Source organism: Buttiauxella sp. S19-1 (assembly GCF_022134725.1).
Classification (GTDB): Bacteria; Pseudomonadota; Gammaproteobacteria; order Enterobacterales; family Enterobacteriaceae; genus Buttiauxella; species Buttiauxella ferragutiae.
Genome location: NZ_JAHWLU010000031.1, coordinates 1 through 24776, shown reverse-complemented (window position 1 = coordinate 24776; position 24776 = coordinate 1). Strand labels below are relative to the sequence as shown.

The window sequence follows — 24776 nt, the reverse complement described above, 5'->3', positions numbered from 1 at the left end:
CAGGTTATAAGCGGGATTTTAACCACGCAACCGGTGAGAGGTTTTTCAGCCGGTTGCGGATAATTCGTTTATTCAGCAAATCCTCGAACTCCAGCAATACCGCACCAAATCCCAGGCGTTTGTCATAACGTTCGCCGTTAAGTAGTTGTTCCAGAGTCTGCGCCCACTCACCGTTTGCTGCGCGAATTTGCCACTCTTCCTGCTGCGTTTCATGCAGTGGAACCTGTAACTTGTGCGTCAGTTGACGAGCAAGTTCGCTCGGGCAGGCCATTATCGACTGCACCTGCAACGGTAAACCTTGCTGCAAAAAGCCCACCAGCGCCTCCAGCGTTTGCTCATTTCCCCGCTCACGCAGTGCCACCGCCAGGAAACCTGAAACCGGGCAGCTAAATGCCAGTAGCGCGCCGTGTTTGTGGCTAATGGTTTCCGGTAGTGGGAAAACATCCAGGTGCAGATGACCCACAGGTTGTTTTAAATCGGGTTTCGTCAAACGGGATTGCTGCCAGTTTTGCAGCGTTCTACTGACACTTGCGCGGGAAATGCCTTGCTGAACCAGTAATTTCGCGACTTCTAACAGTTCATCAAGCGACAAAGCCAGACGCACACGCAGGAAAATCAGCAGCGCCTCTTGTTCAGGGCTAAGTGCACGATGAATGGTATTTGGCCGATGAGATTTGTCGTAACAGTCATCTCGCTTACGCCAGCGCCTGACGGTATCCACAGAAATATTCAGCTCTTCCGCCAGTTCACTGTCGGATTTGTCAGAGCTTTGAATATATTTGCGGGTACGCGGCGTCGTGGTGGCATTGGTGTGGAGCTTAATCTCCATCAGACCTCATCAGGCATACGGTTAAGTAAAGCCCTCATTATAAAAGCAACTTTACGAGCGAAAAGAGCAAATCGACAGATTATCGAAAAATAAGCGCGCAAGCGATTGCAGGCCACAGCAGCCCTGCTGCTGACAGAAAAATTAGCAAAAGGTGCGCTAAACCAAGTAGTTGTAAAGATATATAAATCACAATGATAATTCGCACGCTAATCATTTTTAATTTCAATGATTTAGCGATCATTCAATTTTTTTGAATAAGGAGGTCAATTCTATTCGATTTATTATTCTGCTAAAAAGTGTGACCATAATCACATCGACGGAACATCGTCACCTTAAACAGAATAACCTGCGAGATATTAACTATGAAAACCATCAAATATGCTGTAGCCGCCATCGCCCTTTCTACTCTTTCTTTCGGCGCGTTCGCTGTACAATCAATCAATCCGGCTGAAGCTCAGAACTTAAACAAAGTCGGCGTGGTTTCAGCAGACGGCGCAACCACTCTGGACGGCCTGGAAGCAAAACTGGCAGATAAAGCACAAGCCGCCGGCGCAAAAGCGTATTCCATCACTTCGGCTAACACCAACGGCAAAATGAGCGGTACTGCGGTTATCTACAAATAATCTTCAGTATTGCCCTGATTTACCCTCATATTTTTGGAGCTTTGCTCCACACTGCATGACACTGTTATTACCCTTGTTGCCCGCGATTTTTTCGCGGGCTTTTTTTTGCTCTTTTTCTGCTCATCAGAATGTCTGATTAACGCGCATCAAACCGTCTTCAAGCGTGGCCACTTCTCCTGTAGCCACCAGACAGCAAGCCATTTGTATTTTTAATGACTGCGGTACAGGTTCCAACCCTGCAACACAACGTTCAATCCAACGGGCGGTAACTTCCGGATCTTTTCCGGCAGGTAGCACCACTTCCTCGTCGCTGATTTCAGTCTGGCGTTCACTCACAATGCGTGAACCCTGGCTGTCGATAAGTGTTATTTGCGGGCAACGCTGTGGATTGGCATACACTTCCCCTTCCGTACCGTGCATCAGCAAGCCACGCCCGCCAATGTCAGCAAAGAATTTCGCCACTTTCGGGACATATTCAGGATGCGAAACGCTGGCCAGGCGCAGCGCAGCATCTTCTGCAAACGGTGTTGCCAGTTTGGCGAGCGTGTGGGCACTATTACGCACCCCCATCCGCCAGCGCATTGCCAGCTGATCTTCCATTGGTGTGCAAAGCGCACTGATGGGAATATATACCGGATGATGAGAATCCAGTTTGGCCTGAGCCTGGCCGGCATGCAGCGTCGGCTCAATCCCCATCAGCTTAAAAATGGTTTCGGTTATGACACGCGTTGGATCGTGGCTTACGCCATGCACCACCACCGGAAAACCGAGACGGTTAAGTAACATCGCGAGCAAGGGAGTTAGGTTTGCTAGTTTGCGCGCGCCATTATAAGAAGGGATGACAATGGGCATCGGCTTGTTCACTGGTGGCGTCAGCGAGATGAGGTGGTGCTTCATCGCATCATAGAAGCCAAGCATTTCCGCCTCACCTTCGCCTTTGATACGCAGCGCAATCAGCACGCCGCCTAACTCCAGCTCCGGCACTTCGCCTCTGAGCATATGGGCGTATAAGCCGCGAGCGGTGTCAAAATCCAGATCGCGTGCGTGGTTCTTACCACGCCCGACTTCTTTAATGATCTTACGGTAATCCACTCCGACTCTCCTTTTTATTTCTTGCTCACACGTTTGCGTCGCACCGTCTTTTTCGGTGGGGTATCAATCAGTTTAGCCGCTGGCGCTTCAGGCTGGCTTATTGGAAACACTGGCAGTGCACCCAGTAAACGCTGCCCATAATTTTTGGTCAACAAGCGGCGGTCGTAAATCACCACTTCACCATAACAGCCGTGGCTACGAATTAAACGCCCGACTTGTTGAATAAGATTAAATGACGCGCTCGGTAAACTCTGTACTTCAAAAGGATAGCGTTTCAGGGTTTTTAACCATTCGCCTTCGGTGACCACCACCGGACTGTCAATTGGCGGGAAGGCAATTTTGTGGATGTGCACCTGGCTGAGTAAATCCCCTTTTAAATCCAGACCTTCGGCAAAAGATTGCAGGCCGATCAGCACACTGGTTTCACCTTGTTCAACACGTTTACGGTGCAGCTCCACCAGCCGATAACGTGGCATGTCGCCTTGCACCAGCAGTGTTAGTCGTAAATCGGTCACATGCGTCAGGAACACCTGCATCGCACGGTTGCTGGCGAACAGCACCAGCATCCCTTTGTGCTCGCCTTTTGCCAGTTCAGCACGGAAGAACGCTGCCATTTCAGCCAGATGCTGGGCTTCGTTTTCCATCGTCGGCTCAACGGTTAACTGCGGGATCACCAGCTTGCCCTGCTCGACGTGGTTAAACGGTGAATCCAGCGCGATAAACCGGTCACCTGCGTCTTCGTCCAGCCCACTCATTTCTTGTAAGCGATCGAATTTATTCAGTGAACGCAACGTTGCTGAAGTCACGATAACGTGTGGCACATTACGCCAGACCAGTTTTTCTAGCTGATCGCACACGCGGATCCCTACGCAATGGAAGAACAGATGCGGCTGACCTTCACGAACGTCACGAGTTACCCATTTCGACACTGGTGCGCCCGATGCCTGCTCCATCGCCGAAAGCCGCCACAGTTTGCTCTGCGTTTCGAAATACCCCAATGCGCGGTTCATATGCAGTAACGCGCGGTGCAGACGCACAATATCGTGCGTTCCGGTTTTTTCGCCCAAATCGTTAAGCAGCGCTTCAGCCAGGCTGCGCAACCCTTCCATTAGCTTCGCCAGGCGTTTGCAAATCACCATGATTTCTTCGGGCAGAACGCCCATTTCAAAACGGTGCACCGCTTCCTGTTCGCCCGGTAACCACAATGAAACGATGCTGTTAAACGAACTCAGCAGTTCATAAACTTCATCACAATGGTTGGTCAGACGTTCGGGTGATGTCAGCGGTGGCGGGCTTTTCGGGCGGAACTGCGCCATGCAGGTTTCAACCAGTTTAGTGAAGAGATCGAACTGCAAACGGCTGTAACCGGGCGTGACTTCGGCGCTCATTTCCAGCGCGTCTCGGGCCACATCCGGCAAATGATGTCCTTCGTCTAAAATCAGCAGCAGGTTTTTTGCCTCAGGCAACACCGCGTCGCTTTCCATAGCCGCCATCACCAGCGAATGGTTTGCTACTACCACTTCCGCATCGTCAATCTCACGCCGTGCCACAAAGAACGGGCATTCGCGATACCAGTGGCAATTGCGCCCCAGACAGCTGGCTTTGTCGGTGCTTAAACGCCGCCAGAGATCGTCTTCAATATTTTGCGAAGTATGGTCGCGCAGTCCGTCCCATTTATAGGCATCAAGATCGGTTTTCAGTTTGGCGCAACGTTGTTGTTCATCTTTGCTGGTCGGTGCCATTTCATCTTCCAGAAAAGCCAGCAAATCACCTTGTGAAGCGTTGTCCGTCGCCAGGGCTGACAGGTTGCGCGGGCAAACGTAACGCCCACGACCAAAGGCGGCGGTAAATTTGAGATCGGGGATAATTTTGCGCAGCAGCGGCAAGTCTTTGCTGAAGATTTGATCCTGAAGAGCGACGTTGGCGGTGCTGACTACTAACGTTTTTTGCTCACCACGGGCGATGGCGATCCCGGGGATCAGGTAAGAAAGAGTTTTCCCCACACCTGTGGGTGCCTCAATCGCCAGATGACGACCCGCTTCGCCCGCTAGCGTTTTCGCCACTTCGGCAATCATTTGCCGTTGCGGTGGGCGCGGAATAAAGTCCGGGATCTGCTGCTGCAGCGCCTTATACCAGGCGGCGATTTGCTCTTTTTGAGCTGAGGACAAAGCCATGGAAACCACTTTTACTGTATAAACAACCACTATTGTCCCACTTTTTGCAGTCTTACAGCAAGGCTTGACGCATGACAAAGTGGCCAGGGGCGGTTCCTCTCTATAATCGAGCCTGTTTATCTTCCCACTGGTATCAAAAAATGGATTATCAACTCAATTTAGACTGGCCTGAGTTTATGGCGAAATACTGGCAGAAAAAGCCGGTTATTTTGAAAAATGCGTTTCCGAATTTTGTCGATCCGATTACGCCGGATGAGTTAGCTGGTCTTGCTATGGAAGCAGAAGTGGATAGCCGCCTGGTAAGCCACACCAACGGTCAGTGGCAGGCTGCCAACGGGCCTTTCGAAGATTTTGATAATCTGGGGGAAACCGGTTGGTCGCTGTTGGCGCAGGCCGTTAACCACTGGCATGCACCCGCGGCTGAACTGGTACGTCCATTCCGTGTGTTACCGGACTGGCGTCTGGATGACCTGATGATCTCCTACTCGGTTCCTGGCGGCGGCGTTGGCCCACATATCGACCAATATGACGTGTTTATTATTCAGGGCATGGGCAGCCGTCGTTGGCGTGTCGGTGACAAACTGCCGATGCGCCAGTTCTGCCCGCATCCAGCGTTGCTGCACGTTGACCCGTTTGAACCGATCATTGATGAAGATCTGGAACCTGGTGACATTCTGTATATTCCACCAGGTTTCCCACACGATGGTTTCACTCATGAAACCGCACTCAACTACTCCGTCGGTTTCCGTGGGCCAAATGGCCGCGATTTGATCAGCAGCTTTGCTGATTACGCGCTGGAAAACGATCTCGGTGGCGAGCATTACAGCGATCCTGATTTAACCTGCCGCGAGCATCCGGGCAAAGTTGAAGGCTATGAGCTGGCTCGTCTGCGCGACATGATGATGGAAGTGATTAGCCAGCCTGAAGATTTCAAGCAGTGGTTTGGCCGCTTTATTACCACTCCGCGCCATGAGCTGGACATTGCGCCAGCGGAGCCGCCATATCAGCCTGGGGAAATCCTTGATGCGTTGCTCGGCGGCGAATGCCTGACGCGGTTGAGCGGTTTGCGCGTGCTGAATGTCGAGGGCGAGTTCTTCGTCAACAGCGAACCGATGGAAGCGCCGGTTCCGCATGCAGCTGATGCTTTGTGCCGTTACACCCTGTTGAGCCAGGCCGAACTGGGCGATGCTTTGCAGAACCCAGAATTTGTAAGCGTCTTAACTGAGTTAGTTAATCAAGGATATTGGTATTTCGACGATTAACAGATTTAGTTGCACCATGTAACTAAAAATTACCCAGAGTCTTTGTAACTGACTACAGTTATACGGGGGGTTTCCCGGGTAGACTTTGGGGATAACATGGCGCTTTATACAATCGGTGAAGTGGCTCTGCTTTGTGATATCAACCCCGTAACGTTGCGTGCCTGGCAACGGCGTTACGGGCTTTTGAAACCGCAGCGTACCGATGGCGGCCATCGATTATTTGACGATGCCGACCTCGAACGTATCCGTGAAATCAAACGCTGGATTGAAAACGGTGTTCAAGTCAGCAAGGTGAAAGCCTTACTGAGTGGGGAACTTCAGGATCGAGAAAGCGGCTGGCGTGAACGCCAGGAGCTATTGCTTCACCATTTACAAGCTGGCAGTCCGAACCGGTTACGAAACTGGATGGCTGACATTGGCCGCGACTATCCGGCAGAAACCCTCGTCAACCAGCTCTACATCCCTCTTCGTCGCCGTCTGCAATGCCAACAAGTCACACTCAACACGTTACTCAGTCTGCTGGATGGCGCCTTGATCAATTACATTGCGCTGTGTCTCGCCTCCGCGCGCAAACGCAGCGGTAAAGATGCGCTATTAATTGGATGGGATACACCGGATACCACCCGTTTATGGATGGCGGCGTGGATGGCAATCCAACAAGGCTGGCGTGTGGATGTGTTAGCGCATCCGTTGCACCAGTTACGCCCTGAGCTGTTCGCCCAACAAACATTGCTGGTGTGGTGTGGCGATACGCCGACCCACAGTCAACTTGACCAACTGGAACTTTGGCGCTGCTCGGGGTTACAAATTTACCCGCTGATGAGCAACGGGCAATCGACCGAACACGCATAAGAAAAATTTAAAGGTTCATTAACAACCCTGCTTCATCTTATAATCGCAGACGTTATGTATGGAGCGGATATAAAGATGAAACTGAGTAAAATTGCCCTGGTGGGCGGTATGCTGGTGATGGCTATCGGTGGGATTGGCGGCGTAATGCTGGTTGGCTATATCGTCATCCTTCATGGCGCGTGATGTAACGTAATAAGCGTTCAAACAGGCGGTCGATAACCACGGCGGCCAACGCGACCAACAAAGCGCCTTGAATCACATAGGCGGTGTTAAAGCCGCTCAGCCCGATAATTATCGGCGAACCCAGGGTGCTGGCACCAACCGTTGAGGCAATCGCTGCGGTGCCGATATTAATGATCACCGAAGTGCGGATCCCCGCCAGAATCACAGGTGCTGCAAGGGGTAATTCGACTTTTCTCAGCATTTGCCAGCGGCTCATTCCGGCCCCCAGGGCAATCTCTTTTGTGGCTTCTGGTACCGCGCCAATCCCTGCTAACGTTCCCTGTAAAATCGGCAGCAAACCGTATAACACCAGCGCGATAATTGCCGGTTGCTGACCAAACCCCATTACCGGAACGGCAATCGCCAGTACCGCGACGGGCGGGAAAGTTTGCCCAGCCGCGGTGATGGTTTCAACCAGAGAGCGAAACTCAAGTCCTGCCGGGCGTGTCACCGCTATACCCAGCCCCATGCCAATCACAATCGCCACCAAACTGGAAATCCCGACCAGCATAAAATGTTTGAGCGCCAGGGCGATAAAACTATCTTGTTGGTACAAAGGCCTTTCGAGTTCAGGGAAAAGCCAGCTGAACACGGGGCCGCTGTAAGGTAATACCGCTAACAATGCGATAAACAGCGCAATAAACCACAGCAGCGGGTCACGAAGCAGGCGCATTTTCACCCCGCATCTTTTCCCCCTGAACCAGGTCGCTAAAATGCAGCACGCCGCAAGGTTCACCACGCTGGTTCACCACCGGTAATTGCTGGCATTGGCGGTCAACAAACAGCGATAATGCCTCGCGCAAACTTAACGTTTCGCTGATTGGATCGCCTGCGATGCGCTCTTCCGTTCGCACCCGCTCAGCCACATGACAAAGTGACAACAGGCGTACACCAAGCTCACTGCGACCAAAGAAATCACGCACAAAATCTGTTGCCGGGCGCGTTAATAATTCCAGCGGTGTACCTTGCTGAACCACCTGCCCGCCATCCATCAGCACAATTCTGTCGGCCAGTGTTAGCGCTTCATCAATGTCGTGCGTCACCAGCACAATGGTGCGCCCAAGCAGTTGATGGATGCGGATAATTTCTTGTTGCAGCGCACCGCGTGTCACCGGATCAAGCGCGCCAAAAGGCTCATCCATCAACAACACTTCCGGGTCAGCCGCCAGCGCGCGCGCCACGCCAACACGCTGTTGCTGCCCACCCGAAAGCTGATGCGGATAACGGTCACGAAATTGCGCTGCTTCCAGGCCCAGTAAATCCAGTAATTCGTCAATCCGCGCACTGATTCGCGCTTTCGGCCATTTCAGCAATTGCGGCACGGTGGCTATATTCTGGGCCACATTCCAGTGGGGAAACAGGCCAATCGACTGAATCGCATACCCCATGCGGCGGCGCAGAACTTTGGCGTCAAAATTACGGATTTCTTCACCGGCAAAGCGGATGCGCCCGCTATCGTGTTCGACCAGGCGGTTGATCATTTTCAGAGTGGTGGATTTTCCAGAACCTGAGGTGCCAATCAGCACCGTGAACTCCCCTTCCTTGATATGCAGCGACAAGTCGCTGACGGCTATCTCGCCCTGGAAGGATTTGCTGACATTTTCGAATTCGATCATGGCTGTTTTTCCTCAAGCAATGAGATAAACAGTTTAAAAAATGCGTCGAGGACAACCGCCAGCGCGATAACCGGAATTACACCGAGCAACACCAAATCCAGCGCGCTACTGAGTAACCCCTGGAAGATAATCGCCCCAAAACCACCGGCACCAATCAGCGCGGCAATCACCGTCATACCGATGGTCTGAACGCAGACAACACGCAGGCTGCGTAATAATACGGGTAGCGCCAGTGGTACTTCAGCCTGCCAAAAAATCTGCCAGCGCGACATGCCCATGCCTTCAGCACTTTCAATGATATTGCGTGGAACTTGCTGTAACCCTGCTACCACGCCGCGTACTAACGGTAGCAGCGCGTACAGCACCAGCGCGATTAATGCTGGTGCGACGCCAATCCCGCTCACGCCCAGCGAGCCCAGCCAGGGAAAAATCTTGACCAGCCCCGCCAGCGGCGCAATTAACAAACCGAACAACGCCACCGAAGGCACCGTTTGAATAACATTGAGCACCGAAAAGACCGAGGATTGCCAGCCTGGGCGGTTGTAACACAGCACGCCCAACGGCACGCCAATCAACAGCGCTGGCAGCAACGTCCCCAATAGCAGAGCCAGATGGCGCGACAGTGCATCATCAAAAACATCCTGACGGTTGGCATACTCTTTTAGCAGGGAAAGGTCGGAAAAAAATCCACTCAGCAGCAGTGCGAGAGGCACAACCCAGATCTGTATATTCAGCAGCAAACGCCAGAGTGCTTTGGGCGTCAGACGGTTGATGGCGTCAGTGCACAGCAGCAGGCATAAAGTTAGCGACAACCATAATCCGCTGCCCGGTGAGGAGCGCGCAAGCGTGCTTCCCTGCTGCGAAAACTGCGTTGCCGTGTTTCCCATCGCCCACAAAATAGCGATAAACGTCAGCTCGCCCACCAGGAGTGTCAATAGCAATGCAGGTGGCCGACAAGGTAACAGCGCCAGACAGGCCAGGATGAAAACCGCAACACAGAGAACCAGCCAGACGTGCGCCGGGAGTTGGCTAAGCGCGATAGGCTCCCCGGAAACCAGGCGATTGGGTGCGAAATTGATAAACGGTAAAGCCGCGCCTGCCACCACCAGCAAAGTCACCAGTAGCAACAGGACACGATTATGAATTTTGAACAAACAGACATCCTGTTATTTCACGAAACCTTTCTGCTTCAGATAATCAGCAGCCACTTTTTTAGCGTCCAGTCCTTCCACCGCAATGCTGGCGTTCAGCTGTTGCAGCGTTTTCTCATCCAGCGAAGCAAATACCGGTTTTAACCAGTCGTCCAATTCCGGATACGCTTTCAGCACCGCTTCACGCACCACCGGCGTAGGGGCATAAATAGGCTGCACGCCTTTTGGGTCGCTCAACGTTTGCAGGCCAAGTGCCGCCACCGGGCCATCCGTTCCGTAGGCCATTGCGGCATTTACGCCCGACGTTTGCTGTGCAGCAGCTTTAATGGTGACCGCCGTGTCACCACCCGCCAGAGACAACAATTGCGGCTGCTCGAGTTTAAAACCATAGGCTTTTTCAAACGCCGGGAGCGCATCAGAGCGTTCAATAAATTCAGCAGAAGCCGCAAGTTTGAATTCACCACCCTTTTTCAGGTAAGCGCTGAGATCGTCAAGCGAAGTCAGTTTGTTTTTCTCGGCCAGATCTTTGCGAACCGCGATGGTCCAGGTGTTATTGGCGGGAGCGGGAGTCAGCCATACCAGATGATTTTTCTCGGCATCAAGTTTTTTAACTTTCTCATAACCCTGTTGCGCATTTTTCCATGCCGGATCTTTTTCATCTTTGAAGAAAAATGCCCCGTTGCCGGTGTATTCCGGGTAAATATCCAGCTCGCCTGCGGTAATGGCCCCGCGCACGACTGGTGTGGTTCCCAACTGGACTTTATTGACGGTTTTGACACCGTGGCTGTCCAGCACCTGCAAAATAATATTACCGAGCAGTGACCCTTCGGTATCAATTTTAGAACCCACTTTCACCGGTTCTGCGGCTTGAGCGCCTACCGCCAGTAACACTAATCCTGTCATACCCCAACGCGCTGATAAGTTCATCGTACTTCCTCGTTGTTGTTCTTTGCTTAAAAATCATGGAGTCGCAAAAGTTTAGTCGAGAATTGATGAATGGGAAAACTGGTGCTGGAAGTGAGAAATCTATCTGGCTCTTTTGCCCAATAAAAGAGGCCACCTTTTCACAGTGGCCTTTTATCAAAGTAACGACTTAAAGCTTATTTCAGTTCAAACTCGCTCTGTTTCACACGGGCAGAATCCAGCCCGATGAACACATTGAATTTGCCAGGTTCAGCAACGTGCTTCATCTGCGCGTTCCAGAACTTCAGCGCCTCAACGTCAATCGGGAAGCTCACGGTCTGGGTTTCGCCTGGTTTGAGCGTCACTTTCTTAAAGCCTTTCAGCTCTTTAACCGGGCGGCTCATTGATGCAGTGACATCCTGCAAATACAGCTGAACAACGGTTTCGCCTTCACGTTCGCCGGTGTTTTTCACTTCAACAGAAGCTTCGACTTTGCCATCGGCTTTCATTGATGGCGCTGACATTTTCACATCAGAAACCGTGAACGTGGTGTAGCTCAGGCCATAACCGAATGGGAACAGCGGGCCATTTGCTTCATCAAAGTAACGAGAAGTGTATTTGTTTGGTTTTTCCGGATTGTACGGACGGCCAGTATTCAGGTGGCTGTAGTAAACCGGGATCTGCCCGACAGAGCGCGGGAAGGACATCGGCAATTTGCCTGACGGGTTGTAATCGCCAAACAAAATATCGGCAACCGCGTTCCCGCCTTCGGTGCCGCTATACCACGCTTCCAACAGCGCATCGGCTTGTTGGTTTTCTTTGACCAACGCCAGCGGGCGACCGTTCATCAACACCAGCACCAACGGTTTGCCAGTCGCTTTCAGCGCAGCAATTAAATCGCGCTGGCTTTGCGGCAGAACAAGGTCGGTACGGCTAGAGGCTTCGTGTGCCATGCCTTGCGCTTCGCCAACAACCGCCACCACCACATCGGCAGATTTCGCGGTGTTAACCGCTTCGTCGATCATCTCTTTAGCTGAACGAGGATCAACGCTCACCGCAGGTTCGTACTGGTTCAGGAAGGCAACGATGTCTTTTTCATCAGTGACGTTAGCACCTTTAGCGACCACGATTTTGGCGTTATCGCCCACCGCATTTTTGATACCCTGCAACACAGTGATGGTCTGATCGGCCACACCCGCCGCAGACCAGCTACCCATCACGTCGCGCTTGCTGTCAGCCAGTGGGCCAACCACGGCAATGGTGCCTGATTTTTTCAGCGGCAAGGTTTGCAGGCGGTTTTTCAGCAGCACCATGCTTTCGCGGGCGACTTCGCGTGCTTCTTTACGATGCAGGCGGCTTTCGGCGTTGGTATCTGCCGGGTCAGATTCTTTCGGCCCTAAGTGGCTGTATGGGTCGTTAAACAGCCCCATGTCATACTTCACGTTCAGCACGTGGCGCGCGGCATCATCCAGTTCTGCCATCGGTACCTCACCGCTTTTCACCAGCTCTGGCAAGTATTTGCTGTAGTACTCATCGCTCATACTCATGTTGATGCCGGAGTTCAGTGCGACACGCACCGCATCTTTCGGGTCACTCGCCACACCGTGCTTGATCAGTTCTTTAATCGCACCATGGTCAGAAATAGTGATGCCTTTGAATTTCCACTCATCGCGCAGCAAGTCTTTGAGCAGCCAGCTGTCAGACGATGCAGGCGTACCGTTTAATGAATTCAGCGCAACCATTACACCACCGCTGCCCGCATCAAGCGCGGCTTTGTACGGTGGCATATAGTCGTTGAACAAGCGCTGGGTGCTCATATCAACCGTGTTGTATTCCTTGCCACCTTCTACTGCGCCATAAGCGGCGAAGTGTTTGACGCTGGTCATTACCGAATAACGGTCTGCCGGGCTTTTGCCCTGCATCGCTTCAACCATGGTGCGGCCCATGATCGAGGTCAGGTAAGTATCTTCACCAAAGCCTTCAGAAACACGGCCCCAACGTGGGTCGCGTGACACGTCGACCATCGGTGCCCATGTCATGTTCAGGCCATCATCAGCCGCTTCATAGGCAGAAACTCGGCCCACTGTTTTCACCGCTTCCAGATTAAAGGAAGAGGCTAAACCGAGGCTGATTGGGAACACGGTACGTTGGCCATGCACCACATCATAGGCAAAGAATAAGGGTATTTTCAGACGGCTGAGATCCATCACCTGGTCCTGCATGGTGCGGATATCGTGACGGGTTACGGTGTTGAAAATCGCCCCAACCTGCCCGTCTTTGATCATCTCACGAATGGCTTCTTTCGGGTTATCCGGCCCGACGCTGATTAACCGCAACTGGCCGATTTTTTCGTCAGTGGTCATTTTTTTCAGCAAATCGGTGACGAAAGCGTCACGGGCTTCAGGCGTTAATGGGTGCGGGCCAAACATTTCATTAGCCAGCGCGGGTTGCAGCGCAAGGCTAACTGCCAAACTTACAGAACAGAGCCATTTCATCGACATTACTCTCTTGCTCAAGCCGCCACGCGGGGCAGCACGAAGTGTTAAGAGGTGCAGTGTGCCACAACGACACAGTGGTAAGAAGAGCGGTTCCGATGTTATGTGCTGATTTTCCGAGCGTTTCGGAAGAATCATTAGTGAATTGCAAGCTATGCTTGAAGGCGTCACTATTTTCACAAGGAGTGGATAAATGTCTAACCCGTTTATTAATGAACTCAATCGCCTGGTTGGCAACCAACATGTATTAACCGATGCAGCCAAAACGGCACGTTACCGTAAAGGTTTCCGTTCCGGCCAGGGCGAGGCGCTGGCGGTGGTTTTCCCCGGCACGTTGCTGGAGTTATGGCGTGTGCTGAGTGCTTGTGTCAGCACGGACAAAATCATCCTGATGCAGGCCGCCAATACCGGTTTGACAGAAGGCTCAACCCCAAATGGCAACGATTACGATCGTGAAATTGTCATTATCAGTACGCTACGTCTGGATAAATTGCAGTTGTTGGACGGCGGAAAACAGGTGCTGGCATTCCCTGGCAGCACGCTATATCAACTAGAAAAAGCGCTTAAACCGTTGGGGCGTGAACCGCATTCGGTGATCGGTTCGTCGTGTATTGGCGCATCGGTGATTGGCGGAATTTGTAATAACTCCGGTGGTTCGCTGGTGAAACGCGGGCCGGCCTATACCGAAATGGCGCTGTATGCGCGTATCGACGAGCAAGGCAAATTAACGCTGGTCAACCATCTGGGTATCGACCTCGGCGTGACGCCCGAACAAATCCTCGGCAAGCTCGATGACGAGCGTGTGAAGCCAGAGAATGTGCTTCACGACCAGCGCCAGGCCTCTGATAAAGATTACGCCGAGCGCGTGCGAGATGTGGATGCCGACACGCCATCTCGCTTTAACGCTGACCCAAGCCGTCTTTTTGAAGCTTCAGGCTGCGCCGGGAAACTTGCCGTTTTTGCGGTACGCCTCGATACCTTTGTTGCCGAAAAGCAAAACGAAGTGTTCTACATCGGCACCAACAAACCAGAAGTGCTGACGGAAATCCGCCGCCATATTCTGGCTAATTTTGAAAACCTGCCGGTGGCGGGCGAATACATGCACCGCGATATTTACGATATCGCCGAGGTATATGGCAAAGACACGTTCATGATGATCGACAAGCTCGGCACCGACAAAATGCCGCTGTTCTTTACCCTGAAAGGCCGCACCGACGCGTGGATTGAAAAAGTCCCGTTCCTTAAGCCGCACTTCACCGACCGTGTGTTACAGCGTCTGAGCAACTGGAGCCCGAACCATTTACCGCCGCGCATGAAAGAGTGGCGTGGAAAATACGAACATCATTTGTTGTTGAAGATGTCGGGCGAAGGGATTGCCGAGGCGCGCAACTGGCTGGAGAGTTATTTCCAGCAGGCTGAGGGTGGCTTTTTCGTCTGTACGCCATCCGAAGGGGCGAAAGCGTTTTTACATCGTTTTGCCGCTGCCGGTGCTGCGGTGCGTTATCACGCGGTTCACGCCAGTGAAGTGGAAGATATTCTGGCGCTGGATATCGCTCTGCGCCGTAACGACCAGCAGTGGTTTGAGCAACTCCCACCAGAGATCAGCAGCCAAATCAGCCACAGTCTGTATTACGGCCACTTCATGTGCCATGTCTTCCACCAGGATTACATTGTCAAAAAAGGGGTTGATGTCCATGCGCTGAAAGAGCAAATGCTTGAGCTGCTACGCACGCGTGGCGCGCAGTATCCGGCTGAGCATAACGTCGGGCATCTCTATGAAGCGCCTGACAGCTTAAAGCAGTTTTATCAGGCAAATGACCCGACTAACAGCATGAACCCAGGCATTGGTAAAACTACGAAGCACAAATGGTGGGAGGAAGCATCCTGTAGCCATACGCACCACCACAACCCTCATTAACTGTTGCCGTCAACCACCAGACCAGGGGCTATTTTTCGTTGGTTTTTCGTACTAAATTAAAATTCCAAAAAGTGGTGTGACCTTACGCCACTTAAATTTTTTTGCGTACAGGAGCGGGAGATGTCAGTGCTCGAAACAGTACCGAGTGTAGGATTACATGTTCGCGACGCCAGCGCCGATGATATTCCGGCCATCACCGCCATTTATGAATGGCATGTTCTGCATGGGCGCGGCTCTTTCGAAGAAGAGCCGCCAACACGTAGCCAAATGGCTGAACGTCTTAACGCAGTTCATGCCCTACAACTCCCGTGGTTGGTCGCGGTATATTGCGGAATTGTGGTGGGTTATAGCTACGCGACAGCTTATCGTCCACGCCCGGGGTATCGTTTTACCATTGAAGACTCGGTTTATATCGACGCCAGTATGACGGGCAAAGGTGTGGGTCGTGAGCTGTTAAGCCAGCTGATTACCCGTTGCGAGCAGGGGCCATGGCGGCAAATGGTGGCGATTATTGGCGATGGTGAAAACAATTCAGGTTCATGCCGTTTGCACAAAAAACTCGGTTTCGAAGTGGTTGGGCAACTACGCAATGTGGGATTCAAGCTTGGCGGCTGGCGTGATACGTTGATTATGCAGCGCCCGCTTAATGATGGGGACCGGACGCTGCCATTAAATTAGGGTATTGCTTTAATCGTCCTGAGCATTGCCCGCAACCGTATTGCTCGCCATTTGAGCAGACTTCTGCTTTTTATACGCCAGCGCTGATGAAGGCACAGGCGTCACTTTGCCCGTTTCCATCCAGTTGCGTAAACGGTTTGCATCGGCAAAGTGGGTATATTTGCCGAAGGCATCCAACACCACCAGCGCCACCGGGCGGTTATTAATCATAGTGCGCATCACCAGGCAATGTCCGGCATTGTTGGTAAAGCCAGTTTTAGTGAGCTGAATGTTCCATTTGTTGTTGTAAACCAAATGGTTGGTATTACGGAACGGCAGCGTATAAGCCGGATTGGCAAACGTCGCCATATCTTCTTTGGTGGTGCTCAACTGGCCAAGCAGTGGATATTGCTTTGATGCAATCAGCAGTTTGGACAAGTCACGCGCCGTGGAAACGTTTTGAATCGACAATCCAGTCGGTTCAACGTAACGGGTGTGCGTCATACCCAGGGATTTGGCTTTCGCATTCATCGCACGAATAAACGCGTTATAACCGCCAGGATAATGATGTGCCAGACTCGCCGCCGCGCGGTTTTCTGATGACATTAAAGCCAACAACATCATGTCTTTACGGTTAATTTCACTTTTCAGACGTACGCGAGAATAAATCCCTTTCATTTCAGGCGTTTGGCTGATGTCGACGCTGAGCATCTCATCCATCGGCAGCTTCGCATCCAGAACCACCATCGCCGTCATCAGTTTGGTGATCGAGGCAATCGGGCGCACCAGATCGGGATGGCTGGAATACAAAATTTTATTGGTTTGCAGATCGACGATCATAGCACTGCCAGAGGCTATTTCCTGTGTGGAACTCACCTGTTGTACGGTGGCTTTAGTCGCAGCCTGAGAAGCGAGTGGTACGGCAATCATCAGCGCAAGGCTGAGCAACGATAGTCGAATTTTTGTCGGCATGGTGGCACTTCTGTAATTATTCAAGAATGTGATGTGTCCATCGAATCTGTTCACAGAACGTATGAATAGATGAGGCGTCAGCATAATACTCTGACGCCCCGGAAAACTGCCACAATTGATTCGTAATAAAATAGTTACCCACCGTTTAGAACAAACGGTATCCGTAACCCCACAAGATAACACTCAGCGCTAACAGGACTTCAAGCACCAGTACACCAATGGCGAGCGTTGAGCTAGAGAAGCTCATCCCCTCTTCTTTATTGATGCCAAGGAACTCGGGCACACCGACATACAGCAGGTAACCGGTGTAAACCAGCGCGGCAGCACCCACCAGAACACACAACCACACCAGCGGATACAGCGCCACAAGGCCACTTAAAAACAGTGGGGTCGCCACATATCCAGCAAACACCATGCAACGAGCCAGTGACGGGCGATGTGGATAGTTACGAGCCATCCACCACATGACACGCCCCATCACGGCGACACCAGCCAACATCAGTGCATAAAACAGTACGCCTAAATAGAATCCGGTAAACATCGACAATTGAACGAAGGTGCCGTCACCAAAATTCCAGCCAATTTGGGTTGTGCCGATAAACGCACAGATAACCGGAATGGCCGCCATGATTAACACATGGTGAGTGTAGTGATGTGATACCGTTTCGTTCTCGCGTTTTATATTCTGCATTTCACGATTAGGATGGGAAAAAAGCCCCCAGACATGACTCATAACGCCTCCTGACATGCCAAAAAAAAATCGATTAAGCACAGTCAAAGTATAATGCACTGCGGCTTGATTGTTTTTTAATCAGATAAAAATAACTGGGGAAACGGAACAACATCTCCAACGGTCACAACCGCTATACTGAGGCTGTACAAAAACAAGGAATGACATTTAACACTGTGGATATTACTCAACTGATTGCGCATTACGGCTACGCCGCTTTGATTTTGGGCAGCATGGCTGAAGGGGAAACGGTAACTCTGCTGGGGGGGATTGCAGCACACCAGGGGTTGCTGAAATTTCCGCTAGTGGTTCTGTCCGTGGCGCTCGGCGGCATGATTGGCGACCAACTGCTGTATCTGGTTGGCAGGCGTTTTCGCGGTTCCATTCCTGCACGATTTCAAAAACACAAAAAGAAAATCATTAAAGCGCAGGATCTTATCAACCGTCACCCTTATTGGTTTGTCATCGGATCGCGCTTTATGTATGGCTTCCGGGTGATCGGGCCGATTTTGATAGGTGCCAGTCACCTACCTCCGCGGATCTTTTTGCCGCTCAATATCGTGGGCGCATTAATTTGGGCAACGCTTTTTACCACTCTGGGGTATATGGGCGGCGAAGTTGTTGGCCCGTGGCTGCAAAACCTGGACCAACATATAAAGCACTGGATTTGGTTGGTCGGCGTAGTTGCGGTGGTGTGGCTGGTGCGTTACTGGTTCAAACGCCGCGAGAACAATAAGTCAGGTTAACTTTTCGGTTTGAAATGAGGGTTAGCGAACATAAAACCGCCGTCGACGATAAACGATTGTCCGGTAGTGTAGCTGGCTCTGTCAGAGCACAACCATGCAACAAGACTGGCAATTTCTTCGGTTTCGCCAGCTCGCCCTAATGGGATCTCAGGAATTTTGCTTTTGACTCCGTCACCTTCTGCCATGTTGTTCATCGGCGTGGCAATAGCGCCGGGGGCAACAGCGTTGACCAGAATTTTATAATGCACCAGTTCCATCGCCATGGATTTGGTTAACCCGCCCAGCGCATGTTTTGCTGCCGTGTAAGCGCAGGCTTCAGGAAGCGGTGTGTGCTCGTGAACTGAGGTAATATTCACAATCCGCCCGCCATTGCCCTGGGCTATCATGGCGCGCACCACTTTCTGCGAGCAGATAAATGCGCCGTCTACATCCACAGTGAACAGCCCGCGCCATTCCTCCAGGGTGACATCCAGGAAAGGGTTTTTACTCATCGCCCCGGCATTATTCACCAGCGCGTCCACACGCCCGAAACGCTCAATCAGCTCATCAATTCCGGCTGCGCCATCGGGAAGATGGGCTAAATCAAGCTGAACAGTTTCCGCTCGCCGCCCAAAACCGTTGACCTGACGCGCCGTGTCTTGTGCGCCCTGCTCGTCTGAATGCCAGGTGATGCCGATATCATAGCCCTGCTGTGCCAGCATAAGCGCACATTTTTTGCCAATACCGGAATCCGCTGCTGTGACAATAGCCACTTTGTTAGCCGCGCTCATCACCACCTCCAGACTATCTTTTAACCAGGATGTAAGTATAGGAGACGGTGGATAACGCTGACGCTTATCCGCCCTACAAAACCGAAACCGGTCGGGCAAGCGCAGCGCCCCCGACATAACCCAGTGGCTATGCTTTCCCTGCCTGATACCCCCCGCCTAAAGCAGAGATCAACTGAACATCGGCGTTAAGCCACTGGCCGTGCAGCTGGATGGCTTTTGCCTGTTCAGACAAATCCGGCAAGGTCGCTGCACTCATCCGCGCACCAGAAATGATCCCCGCTTTGTAACGAGCCTGCGCCAGAGCTTTGAGTTTTTGCGTGCCTTGCAAAATGGTGCGCTGATGCGCGTTTTCCGCCGCAACCGCATTCAGTTGGCTGGCGGCTTTTTCAACATCATTTACCGCACCAACCACCGCTTTGTTGTAGCTGGCAATGGATAAGTTACTTTCTGCGCGCACAATATCGAGGTTGGCGTTCAAGCGGCCACTGTCAAAAATAGGCAGAGTAAAGCCGCCAATCACGCCCATTTGCTGGGCTGAACCACGGAACAAATCACTCAAATGAAGCGCATCATTTTGCAGGAAGGCACTGAGGTTGACGTCAGGATAAAACGCGGCTTTGGCAGCATCGACACTGCTGAGCGAAGATTCGATGTACCAGTGCGCTTCCTGAAGGTCAGGGCGGCGAGCCAGCAGCTCATAACCCATATGGTCCGGCACACGGCTACTGACTTTAGGCAACGGGACAGATTTAATATTTGCAGCAGCATGCGCATCACCGGTTATCGCGGCGAGTTGTGATTTGGCGATATTAATGCGCCCGTCGATGTCATCAATCTGCTGCTGGGTTTTCACGAAATCGATATTGGATTCGACATCGTCAACTGACGAGTTAATCCCATGAGCGTACAGATTGGTTTCGACATTAACGATATTCTTCTGTGCCGCCAGGGTTTGCTGTTTGACATCTTTTAACGCCAGCAGGGTTTGCATATCCCAATATAAGCGCACAACATTGGCAGAAATCACCTGTTTGGCCTGGGCAAGTTCAGCCTGTTTCGCTCTCATGACGCCTACTTTCGCTTCCACTTCCGAGCGATTTTTGCCCCACAAATCCAGATCCCAACTAGCCGTCAGCCCAAAGTTACCGTTGGTGTAATAAGGCCCGGTGGTGCCGGCCGCCGGGTCAGTCAGAGCAAATGGCCCCATCACCCCTTCCTGGGACATTTTCTGACGCTCGATATTGGCTGAGAAATCCATTTGCGGGCCGTCACTCGCTTCCTGCATTTGCGTCTGGGCCTGCGCCAGCCTGATGCGCTGCTGCACAACGGCCAAATCCGGCGAGTCTTTCAGCGAACGTTCAACCAGCGTATTAATCTGGCTGTCATGATAATCACGCCACCAGTCACTGCCCGGCCAACCGTGCGCCAGCTCAGGAGGAAGTTTGGTATCCAACTGTTGTGGAGGTGTTTTTTGAGCAAGGGGGGCATCGTCATTGTGCATTGGCGCGCAGCCAGACAAAACGAGCATTAGCGCAACGCCAGTCGCCGCGAGAGGGAAACGTGAGGAAGTCATAATTAGCCACAGAGTAAAAGAAAGCGCTCAGGTTACGCATTCCAAAAGGCAAAAGTTTAGGTATCAGTGGCAATACATTGATGGTTAAAAAGGGATACAATTTGAAACTAGTTTATCTGCATTACTATTACCAGGATAAAAATATCACAAGCAAGTATCACTATAGTGATTAAATTTTGACAGGGCTTCACCCTTCCACCCGCTTGCGCTCAGCACTCGGCGTTACGCCAAAAACTTTCTTATACGAGGTGGTGAAATGGTTGCTGTTGGCAAAGCCACACAAAAAAGCTACTTCGGTGATCGTCATGTCGGTTTCTTTGAGCTTGACTCGCGCCGAGACCAGGCGCAGGCGTTTCAGATAGTTTTCCGGCGTCAGCCCCGTCACCTCTTTAATATGCCGTGACGTGGTACGTTGAGTCAGGTGAAACTGATTTGCCAGTTGCTGCCAGTCAATCTCGTTAAAGCAGTTTTCTTGCAAATAACTGAGTAACTTATGCAGTTTGTAGCGGGTATTGCTGTATTCAGCCTGCGACTGCGCATAAATGATTTGCGTCACTAAGGAAAAAAACAGCGACTCTTTTAAAGCCTGATTGTCAGCCCCCGAACTCTGCTGGTGGAAAATGTCGTTAATCAGCCGTTTGCACTGTGCTTTAGTCTCCGGCGTAAGCCAGCCGTAATTTGCCGCCGTGTTGCCCGCAATACGGTTCAATAATTGTTCTATTCCGGTTAAATAAACAAACTCCAGCTGCGGATTAATTAAAATATTGATGAGCTTTAAGGTGCCCAATTCATCGTAAAAATGAACATCGTTCTCGCAAATAAAAAACACATCGCCCTGCTGGATAAAAATCGGCTTGCCATTAATCACATGCAGGCCGTGCCCTTCCTCAACAATCACCAGTTCCTGAAAGCTATGGCTATGCTCGCAGTTGTTGTCTTCCGGGTCGCTGGCATAAAGAGAAAGCTTGGTCTGCTCATCGGGAAAATACTTACTGACTTCTAACTTATTAATCATTACGTTCTCGCAAAACCCACCACTCTGGACTGTGGGAAAAATAAAACACTCCGGCCTAAATAACGATCCCGATTTTTCAAATTGTGACAACCAACCACTGCACCCCACTGAAAATGCCATTCACTAACAATTACTGGCAGCCTGAGAATAGATGAAAAACAGCGTTGCCCTCTAAACTCGGCTCATTGCTTCATCATTAAGGGCTCGGTATGTCACAGGCATTGCAGAAAAATGGTCATCTAAAGATGGTTCGTCATCCACCTATGTTGGCCAAAGCACAGGAACTCATTCCTGAACTCTATCACCATGATGTTCTCCCCCAGGCGATGATTAGCGCGCAGCCGGATGCGCAGCAAATTCACGGTTGGCGAGCGGATGTCGTGAACAGCACAGAAGATTTCTTCCAATACGATTTCGCGCAGGGCGAGCACGTCATTATTGATTTCGGCAAGCATTGCGTCGGTTACCTGGAGTTTACCTGCGAAGCGGTCGGCAGCCCGCCAGATGCTCCAGCGCATCTGCAATTTATCTTTGGTGAAACGCTCGCAGAAGTGGTTGAGCCTTTTTCTGAATATAACGGTTGGTTGAGCAGCAGCTGGCTCCAGCAACAGGACTGTTATCTGGATGAATTGCCAGGCCATACGCGACTTTCACGTCGTTACTGCTGCCGCTATCTGCGCATTAACGTTCTGGCGCTGTCACGCAAATTCCAGCTGCGTTTTACCTCTCTGAAGCTCGATACCGTCACTTCCGCGTCGCTTGCCACCCTACCCGCCTGCAAGACCGCGGATCTTCAGTTAAAACGCATTGATGAGGTGGCCGTTAACACCCTGAAAAACTGCATGCACGACGTGTTTGAAGACGGACCAAAACGCGACCGCCGCTTGTGGCTCGGTGATTTGCGCCTGCAAGCGCTGGTGAATGATGTCACGGTGCAAAATTACTCCCTGGTCAAACGCTGTCTTTATCTTTTCGCTGCCATGACGCGGGAAGATGGCATGGTGTCGGCGAATATTTTTGTTAAGCCGCAGGTCATTGCTGACGATACTTTCCTGTTCGATTACGCACTGTTTTTTGTCGATGTGCTGCAAGAGTACGTCGCGGTGACTGATGACAGCGAAACACTGGCGCAGCTTTGGCCGCTCGCCTGGCGGCAAATCGAACTGGCCATGGAGCGAGTCGCCGAAAACGGTATCGTACGTGACAGCAGCGACTGGTGGTCATTTATTGACTGGCACGAAGACCTCAACAAGCAAGCGGCGTCTCAGGGGGTGCTGATCTACTGCCTCAACAAAGCCTTAATGCTGGCGCGAACTTATGACAGCAGCAAAGTCACCTGGCTTGAAGCACAGATTACGACGCTGAAAAGTGCGGCACTGCGCGAACTTTGGGATCCACAAAGCGGCTTTTTTGTCAGTGGTGAATCGCGACAAATTTCCTGCGCTTCGCAGGTCTGGCTGGTGTTGGCAGATGTCGGTACGGCGGAAAGCCAACGCCAGTTGTTAGCCAATCTGTTAACTCATCCACCGGAAATTCAGATGAACACGCCCTACATGATGCATCATTATGTCGCGGCGTTGTTGCAGGTGAATGAGCGAGAGCAAGCCACCCACGAGATCAAACGCTACTGGGGGGCGATGGTGGAGCACGGAGCCGATACATTCTGGGAGCTTTTTGATCCACTACAGCCTGATTTTTCCCCTTATGGAAGCAAGCTCATCAACAGCTATTGCCACGCCTGGAGCTGCACTCCTTCGTGGTTCATTAGAAAGTACCTACTGTAAAACAACAACGTCGAGAACCTACTTATGTCTACCTCTACTGTATGGCGGCAACGCTTCGGCTACGGCATTGCGGACTTGTCCTGCAACCTCGTGTGGCAAATGATCTCGTTGTACCTGATGTACTTTTATACCGATGTGATGGGGCTACCCGCCTATTATGTTGGCCTGATGTTCCTTGTGGCACGTCTGGTGGATGGCGTCGCAGATGTGCTGATGGGGCTGGTGATCGATAACACCAGCACCCGTTGGGGCCGCTGCCGCCCTTACCTGCTGATTGGTGCGGTACCTTTCGGCTTGCTGTGTGTGCTGGCGTTTTACGTACCCGATTTTGGCACCACAGGCCGGCTGATTTACGCCTTCATCACCTACTTGTGCCTGTCGTTTCTCTATACCATCGTCAACATCCCGTTCTGCGCGATGCTGCCATTCCTGACCAGTGAATCCAAAGAGCGCACCACACTTTCAACGGTACGCATCTTGCTGGGCTCGCTAGGTTCGACGATTGTCGCCGTCGCCACATTGCCGCTGGTAAAAGCCCTGGGCCAGGGCAATCAGGAGCACGGTTTCTTATATACCGCGATGGTATTTGGCGTGATTGCGACCTTCTTTTTGCTGATTAGCTTTCGCAATGTCGAAGAGAAAATCAATATCACCTCAGAAAAGATGACCTTAAAACGTGCCTGGGTCAGCCTGCGCAATAACCCGCCGTGGTTTGTTTTTGCAGTGAATATCTTCCTGATGTGGGGAGCCTTTTTCTTCCAGACGGGTGCACTGGTGTACTTCTTTAATTACTACGTCGGCAATAGCGAATTAACCGCGCTGGTGGCTGGGATCTCAACTTTCGTACCATTATTGGGCACGCTGACGGTTCCGTTACTGGCAAAACGCATGAAAAAACGCCACGTCTATCTTATCGCCTCTGCGATCAATCTGGCGGGTATGGCAGTGATGATTTTCGCCGGTGTAAACGTGATGGCACTGGTCGCAGGGGCAGTTATTTTGTCACTCGGCGCCGGGCAACGTACCGCGATTTATTTCTCAATGCAGGCGGACCCTGTTGATTATGGCGTCTGGAAAACCGGAATTAATACCGCTGGAATTTTAACCTCCATTAATGGTTTCCTGGGCAAAGTGGCGATGGCCGGCGCGGGCGCTATTACCGGAATTATGCTCTCCGCCAGCGGTTATGTGGCTAATCACGCACAAAGTGTTGATGCTTTATTCGCGATCAAAGCCTGTTATCTCTATATTCCTGCGGCGTTAATTGTCGTCTCAATGTTCTGGATAGGTAAATTTTATCGCCTCGATGACCATTACGAACTAATCCGTGCCGATTTAGATTCTGGTATTAACGCAGCCAATTCAGACCCTGCTTTTAATTTAAATAAGAGT

At 51.5% G+C, this 24776-nt stretch carries 22 protein-coding genes; 9 read left to right on the top strand and 13 right to left on the bottom strand.

What is annotated here, in order from left to right; translation table 11 throughout:
* Positions 1-4: 4 nt before the first annotated feature.
* A complete protein-coding gene (locus tag MES37_RS09600; RefSeq protein WP_237931188.1) occupies positions 5-829 on the bottom strand; it encodes a helix-turn-helix domain-containing protein in 825 nt (274 codons plus the stop codon).
* Positions 830-1191: 362 nt separating this feature from the next.
* Between MES37_RS09600 and ybiJ the strand changes: the two genes are divergently transcribed.
* Complete coding sequence (gene ybiJ / locus MES37_RS09595; protein ID WP_064548398.1) at positions 1192-1452, top strand: DUF1471 family protein YbiJ; 261 nt, start codon at positions 1192-1194, stop codon at positions 1450-1452.
* Positions 1453-1575: 123 nt separating this feature from the next.
* Here the strand turns inward: ybiJ and ybiB are convergent, their stop codons facing one another.
* Positions 1576-2544 (bottom strand): DNA-binding protein YbiB, encoded by a 969-nt coding sequence (ybiB, locus tag MES37_RS09590; RefSeq protein WP_064548400.1) that lies wholly within the window; start codon positions 2542-2544, stop codon positions 1576-1578.
* 14 nt (positions 2545-2558) lie between these two features.
* On the bottom strand, positions 2559-4718 hold the full coding sequence (dinG, locus tag MES37_RS09585; protein ID WP_064548420.1) for an ATP-dependent DNA helicase DinG: 2160 nt from the start codon (positions 4716-4718) through the stop codon (positions 2559-2561).
* 140 nt (positions 4719-4858) lie between these two features.
* Here dinG and MES37_RS09580 point away from each other — a divergent pair, with 140 nt between their 5' ends.
* From MES37_RS09580 to MES37_RS09570, 3 genes are all read left to right on the top strand, one after another.
* On the top strand, positions 4859-5980 hold the full coding sequence (locus MES37_RS09580) for a ribosomal protein uL16 3-hydroxylase (protein ID WP_064548402.1): 1122 nt from the start codon (positions 4859-4861) through the stop codon (positions 5978-5980).
* A gap of 96 nt (positions 5981-6076) precedes the next feature.
* A complete protein-coding gene (locus MES37_RS09575) occupies positions 6077-6832 on the top strand; it encodes a MerR family transcriptional regulator (RefSeq protein ID WP_064548404.1) in 756 nt (251 codons plus the stop codon).
* A 75-nt stretch (positions 6833-6907) separates the two neighbouring features.
* Positions 6908-7015, top strand: coding sequence for a membrane protein (locus MES37_RS09570; RefSeq protein ID WP_034494204.1), 108 nt, complete (start codon positions 6908-6910; stop codon positions 7013-7015).
* Here the strand turns inward: MES37_RS09570 and MES37_RS09565 are convergent.
* The 5 genes from MES37_RS09565 to bglX all read right to left on the bottom strand — a co-directional run bounded on the left by MES37_RS09565 (position 6996) and on the right by bglX (position 13219).
* Positions 6996-7727 carry an ABC transporter permease gene (locus MES37_RS09565; protein ID WP_121813988.1) on the bottom strand — a complete coding sequence of 244 codons (732 nt, stop codon included), beginning with the start codon at positions 7725-7727 and terminating at the stop codon, positions 6996-6998. The genes MES37_RS09570 and MES37_RS09565 overlap by 20 nt on opposite strands.
* The gene (locus MES37_RS09560; RefSeq protein ID WP_064548408.1) at positions 7711-8670 is read right to left on the bottom strand and encodes an ABC transporter ATP-binding protein; all 960 of its coding nucleotides are present in this window, start codon (positions 8668-8670) and stop codon (positions 7711-7713) included. The genes MES37_RS09565 and MES37_RS09560 overlap by 17 nt, the downstream gene beginning before the upstream one ends.
* On the bottom strand, positions 8667-9824 hold the full coding sequence (locus tag MES37_RS09555; protein ID WP_064548410.1) for an ABC transporter permease: 1158 nt from the start codon (positions 9822-9824) through the stop codon (positions 8667-8669). The genes MES37_RS09560 and MES37_RS09555 overlap by 4 nt, the downstream gene beginning before the upstream one ends.
* Before the next feature lie 12 nt (positions 9825-9836).
* The gene (gene osmF, locus MES37_RS09550; RefSeq protein ID WP_064548412.1) at positions 9837-10748 is read right to left on the bottom strand and encodes a glycine betaine ABC transporter substrate-binding protein OsmF; all 912 of its coding nucleotides are present in this window, start codon (positions 10746-10748) and stop codon (positions 9837-9839) included.
* Between the two features lie 173 nt (positions 10749-10921).
* Positions 10922-13219: a beta-glucosidase BglX gene (gene bglX, locus MES37_RS09545; protein WP_237931187.1), complete on the bottom strand. Its 2298-nt coding sequence runs from the start codon at positions 13217-13219 to the stop codon at positions 10922-10924.
* Between the two features lie 193 nt (positions 13220-13412).
* Between bglX and dld the strand changes: the two genes are divergently transcribed.
* Positions 13413-15137: a D-lactate dehydrogenase gene (dld, locus tag MES37_RS09540; protein WP_133522465.1), complete on the top strand. Its 1725-nt coding sequence runs from the start codon at positions 13413-13415 to the stop codon at positions 15135-15137.
* A gap of 120 nt (positions 15138-15257) precedes the next feature.
* On the top strand, positions 15258-15815 hold the full coding sequence (locus MES37_RS09535; RefSeq protein WP_064548434.1) for a GNAT family N-acetyltransferase: 558 nt from the start codon (positions 15258-15260) through the stop codon (positions 15813-15815).
* 9 nt (positions 15816-15824) lie between these two features.
* On the opposite strand, the gene pbpG is transcribed toward MES37_RS09535, so the two are convergent.
* On the bottom strand, positions 15825-16766 hold the full coding sequence (pbpG, locus tag MES37_RS09530; RefSeq protein WP_064548436.1) for a D-alanyl-D-alanine endopeptidase: 942 nt from the start codon (positions 16764-16766) through the stop codon (positions 15825-15827).
* 145 nt (positions 16767-16911) lie between these two features.
* Positions 16912-17499 (bottom strand): Yip1 family protein, encoded by a 588-nt coding sequence (locus tag MES37_RS09525; protein WP_064548438.1) that lies wholly within the window; start codon positions 17497-17499, stop codon positions 16912-16914.
* A 173-nt stretch (positions 17500-17672) separates the two neighbouring features.
* Here MES37_RS09525 and MES37_RS09520 point away from each other — a divergent pair, with 173 nt between their 5' ends.
* Complete coding sequence (locus MES37_RS09520; protein ID WP_064548440.1) at positions 17673-18242, top strand: DedA family protein; 570 nt, start codon at positions 17673-17675, stop codon at positions 18240-18242.
* Here MES37_RS09520 and MES37_RS09515 read toward each other — a convergent pair.
* The 3 genes from MES37_RS09515 to MES37_RS09505 form a co-directional block, all read right to left on the bottom strand.
* Positions 18239-19012 carry an SDR family oxidoreductase gene (locus MES37_RS09515; RefSeq protein WP_237931186.1) on the bottom strand — a complete coding sequence of 258 codons (774 nt, stop codon included), beginning with the start codon at positions 19010-19012 and terminating at the stop codon, positions 18239-18241. The genes MES37_RS09520 and MES37_RS09515 overlap by 4 nt on opposite strands.
* A 127-nt stretch (positions 19013-19139) precedes the next feature.
* Positions 19140-20585 (bottom strand): multidrug resistance outer membrane protein MdtQ, encoded by a 1446-nt coding sequence (gene mdtQ, locus MES37_RS09510; protein WP_237931185.1) that lies wholly within the window; start codon positions 20583-20585, stop codon positions 19140-19142.
* Positions 20586-20772: 187 nt separating this feature from the next.
* The gene (locus MES37_RS09505) at positions 20773-21597 is read right to left on the bottom strand and encodes a helix-turn-helix domain-containing protein (protein ID WP_370090862.1); all 825 of its coding nucleotides are present in this window, start codon (positions 21595-21597) and stop codon (positions 20773-20775) included.
* A 212-nt stretch (positions 21598-21809) separates the two neighbouring features.
* Here MES37_RS09505 and MES37_RS09500 point away from each other — a divergent pair, with 212 nt between their 5' ends.
* The gene (locus MES37_RS09500) at positions 21810-23384 is read left to right on the top strand and encodes an alpha-L-rhamnosidase-related protein (RefSeq protein ID WP_133522463.1); all 1575 of its coding nucleotides are present in this window, start codon (positions 21810-21812) and stop codon (positions 23382-23384) included.
* 24 nt (positions 23385-23408) lie between these two features.
* Positions 23409-24776: glycoside-pentoside-hexuronide (GPH):cation symporter (locus tag MES37_RS09495; RefSeq protein WP_237931182.1), on the top strand; the 1368-nt coding region annotated here is incomplete at its 3' end.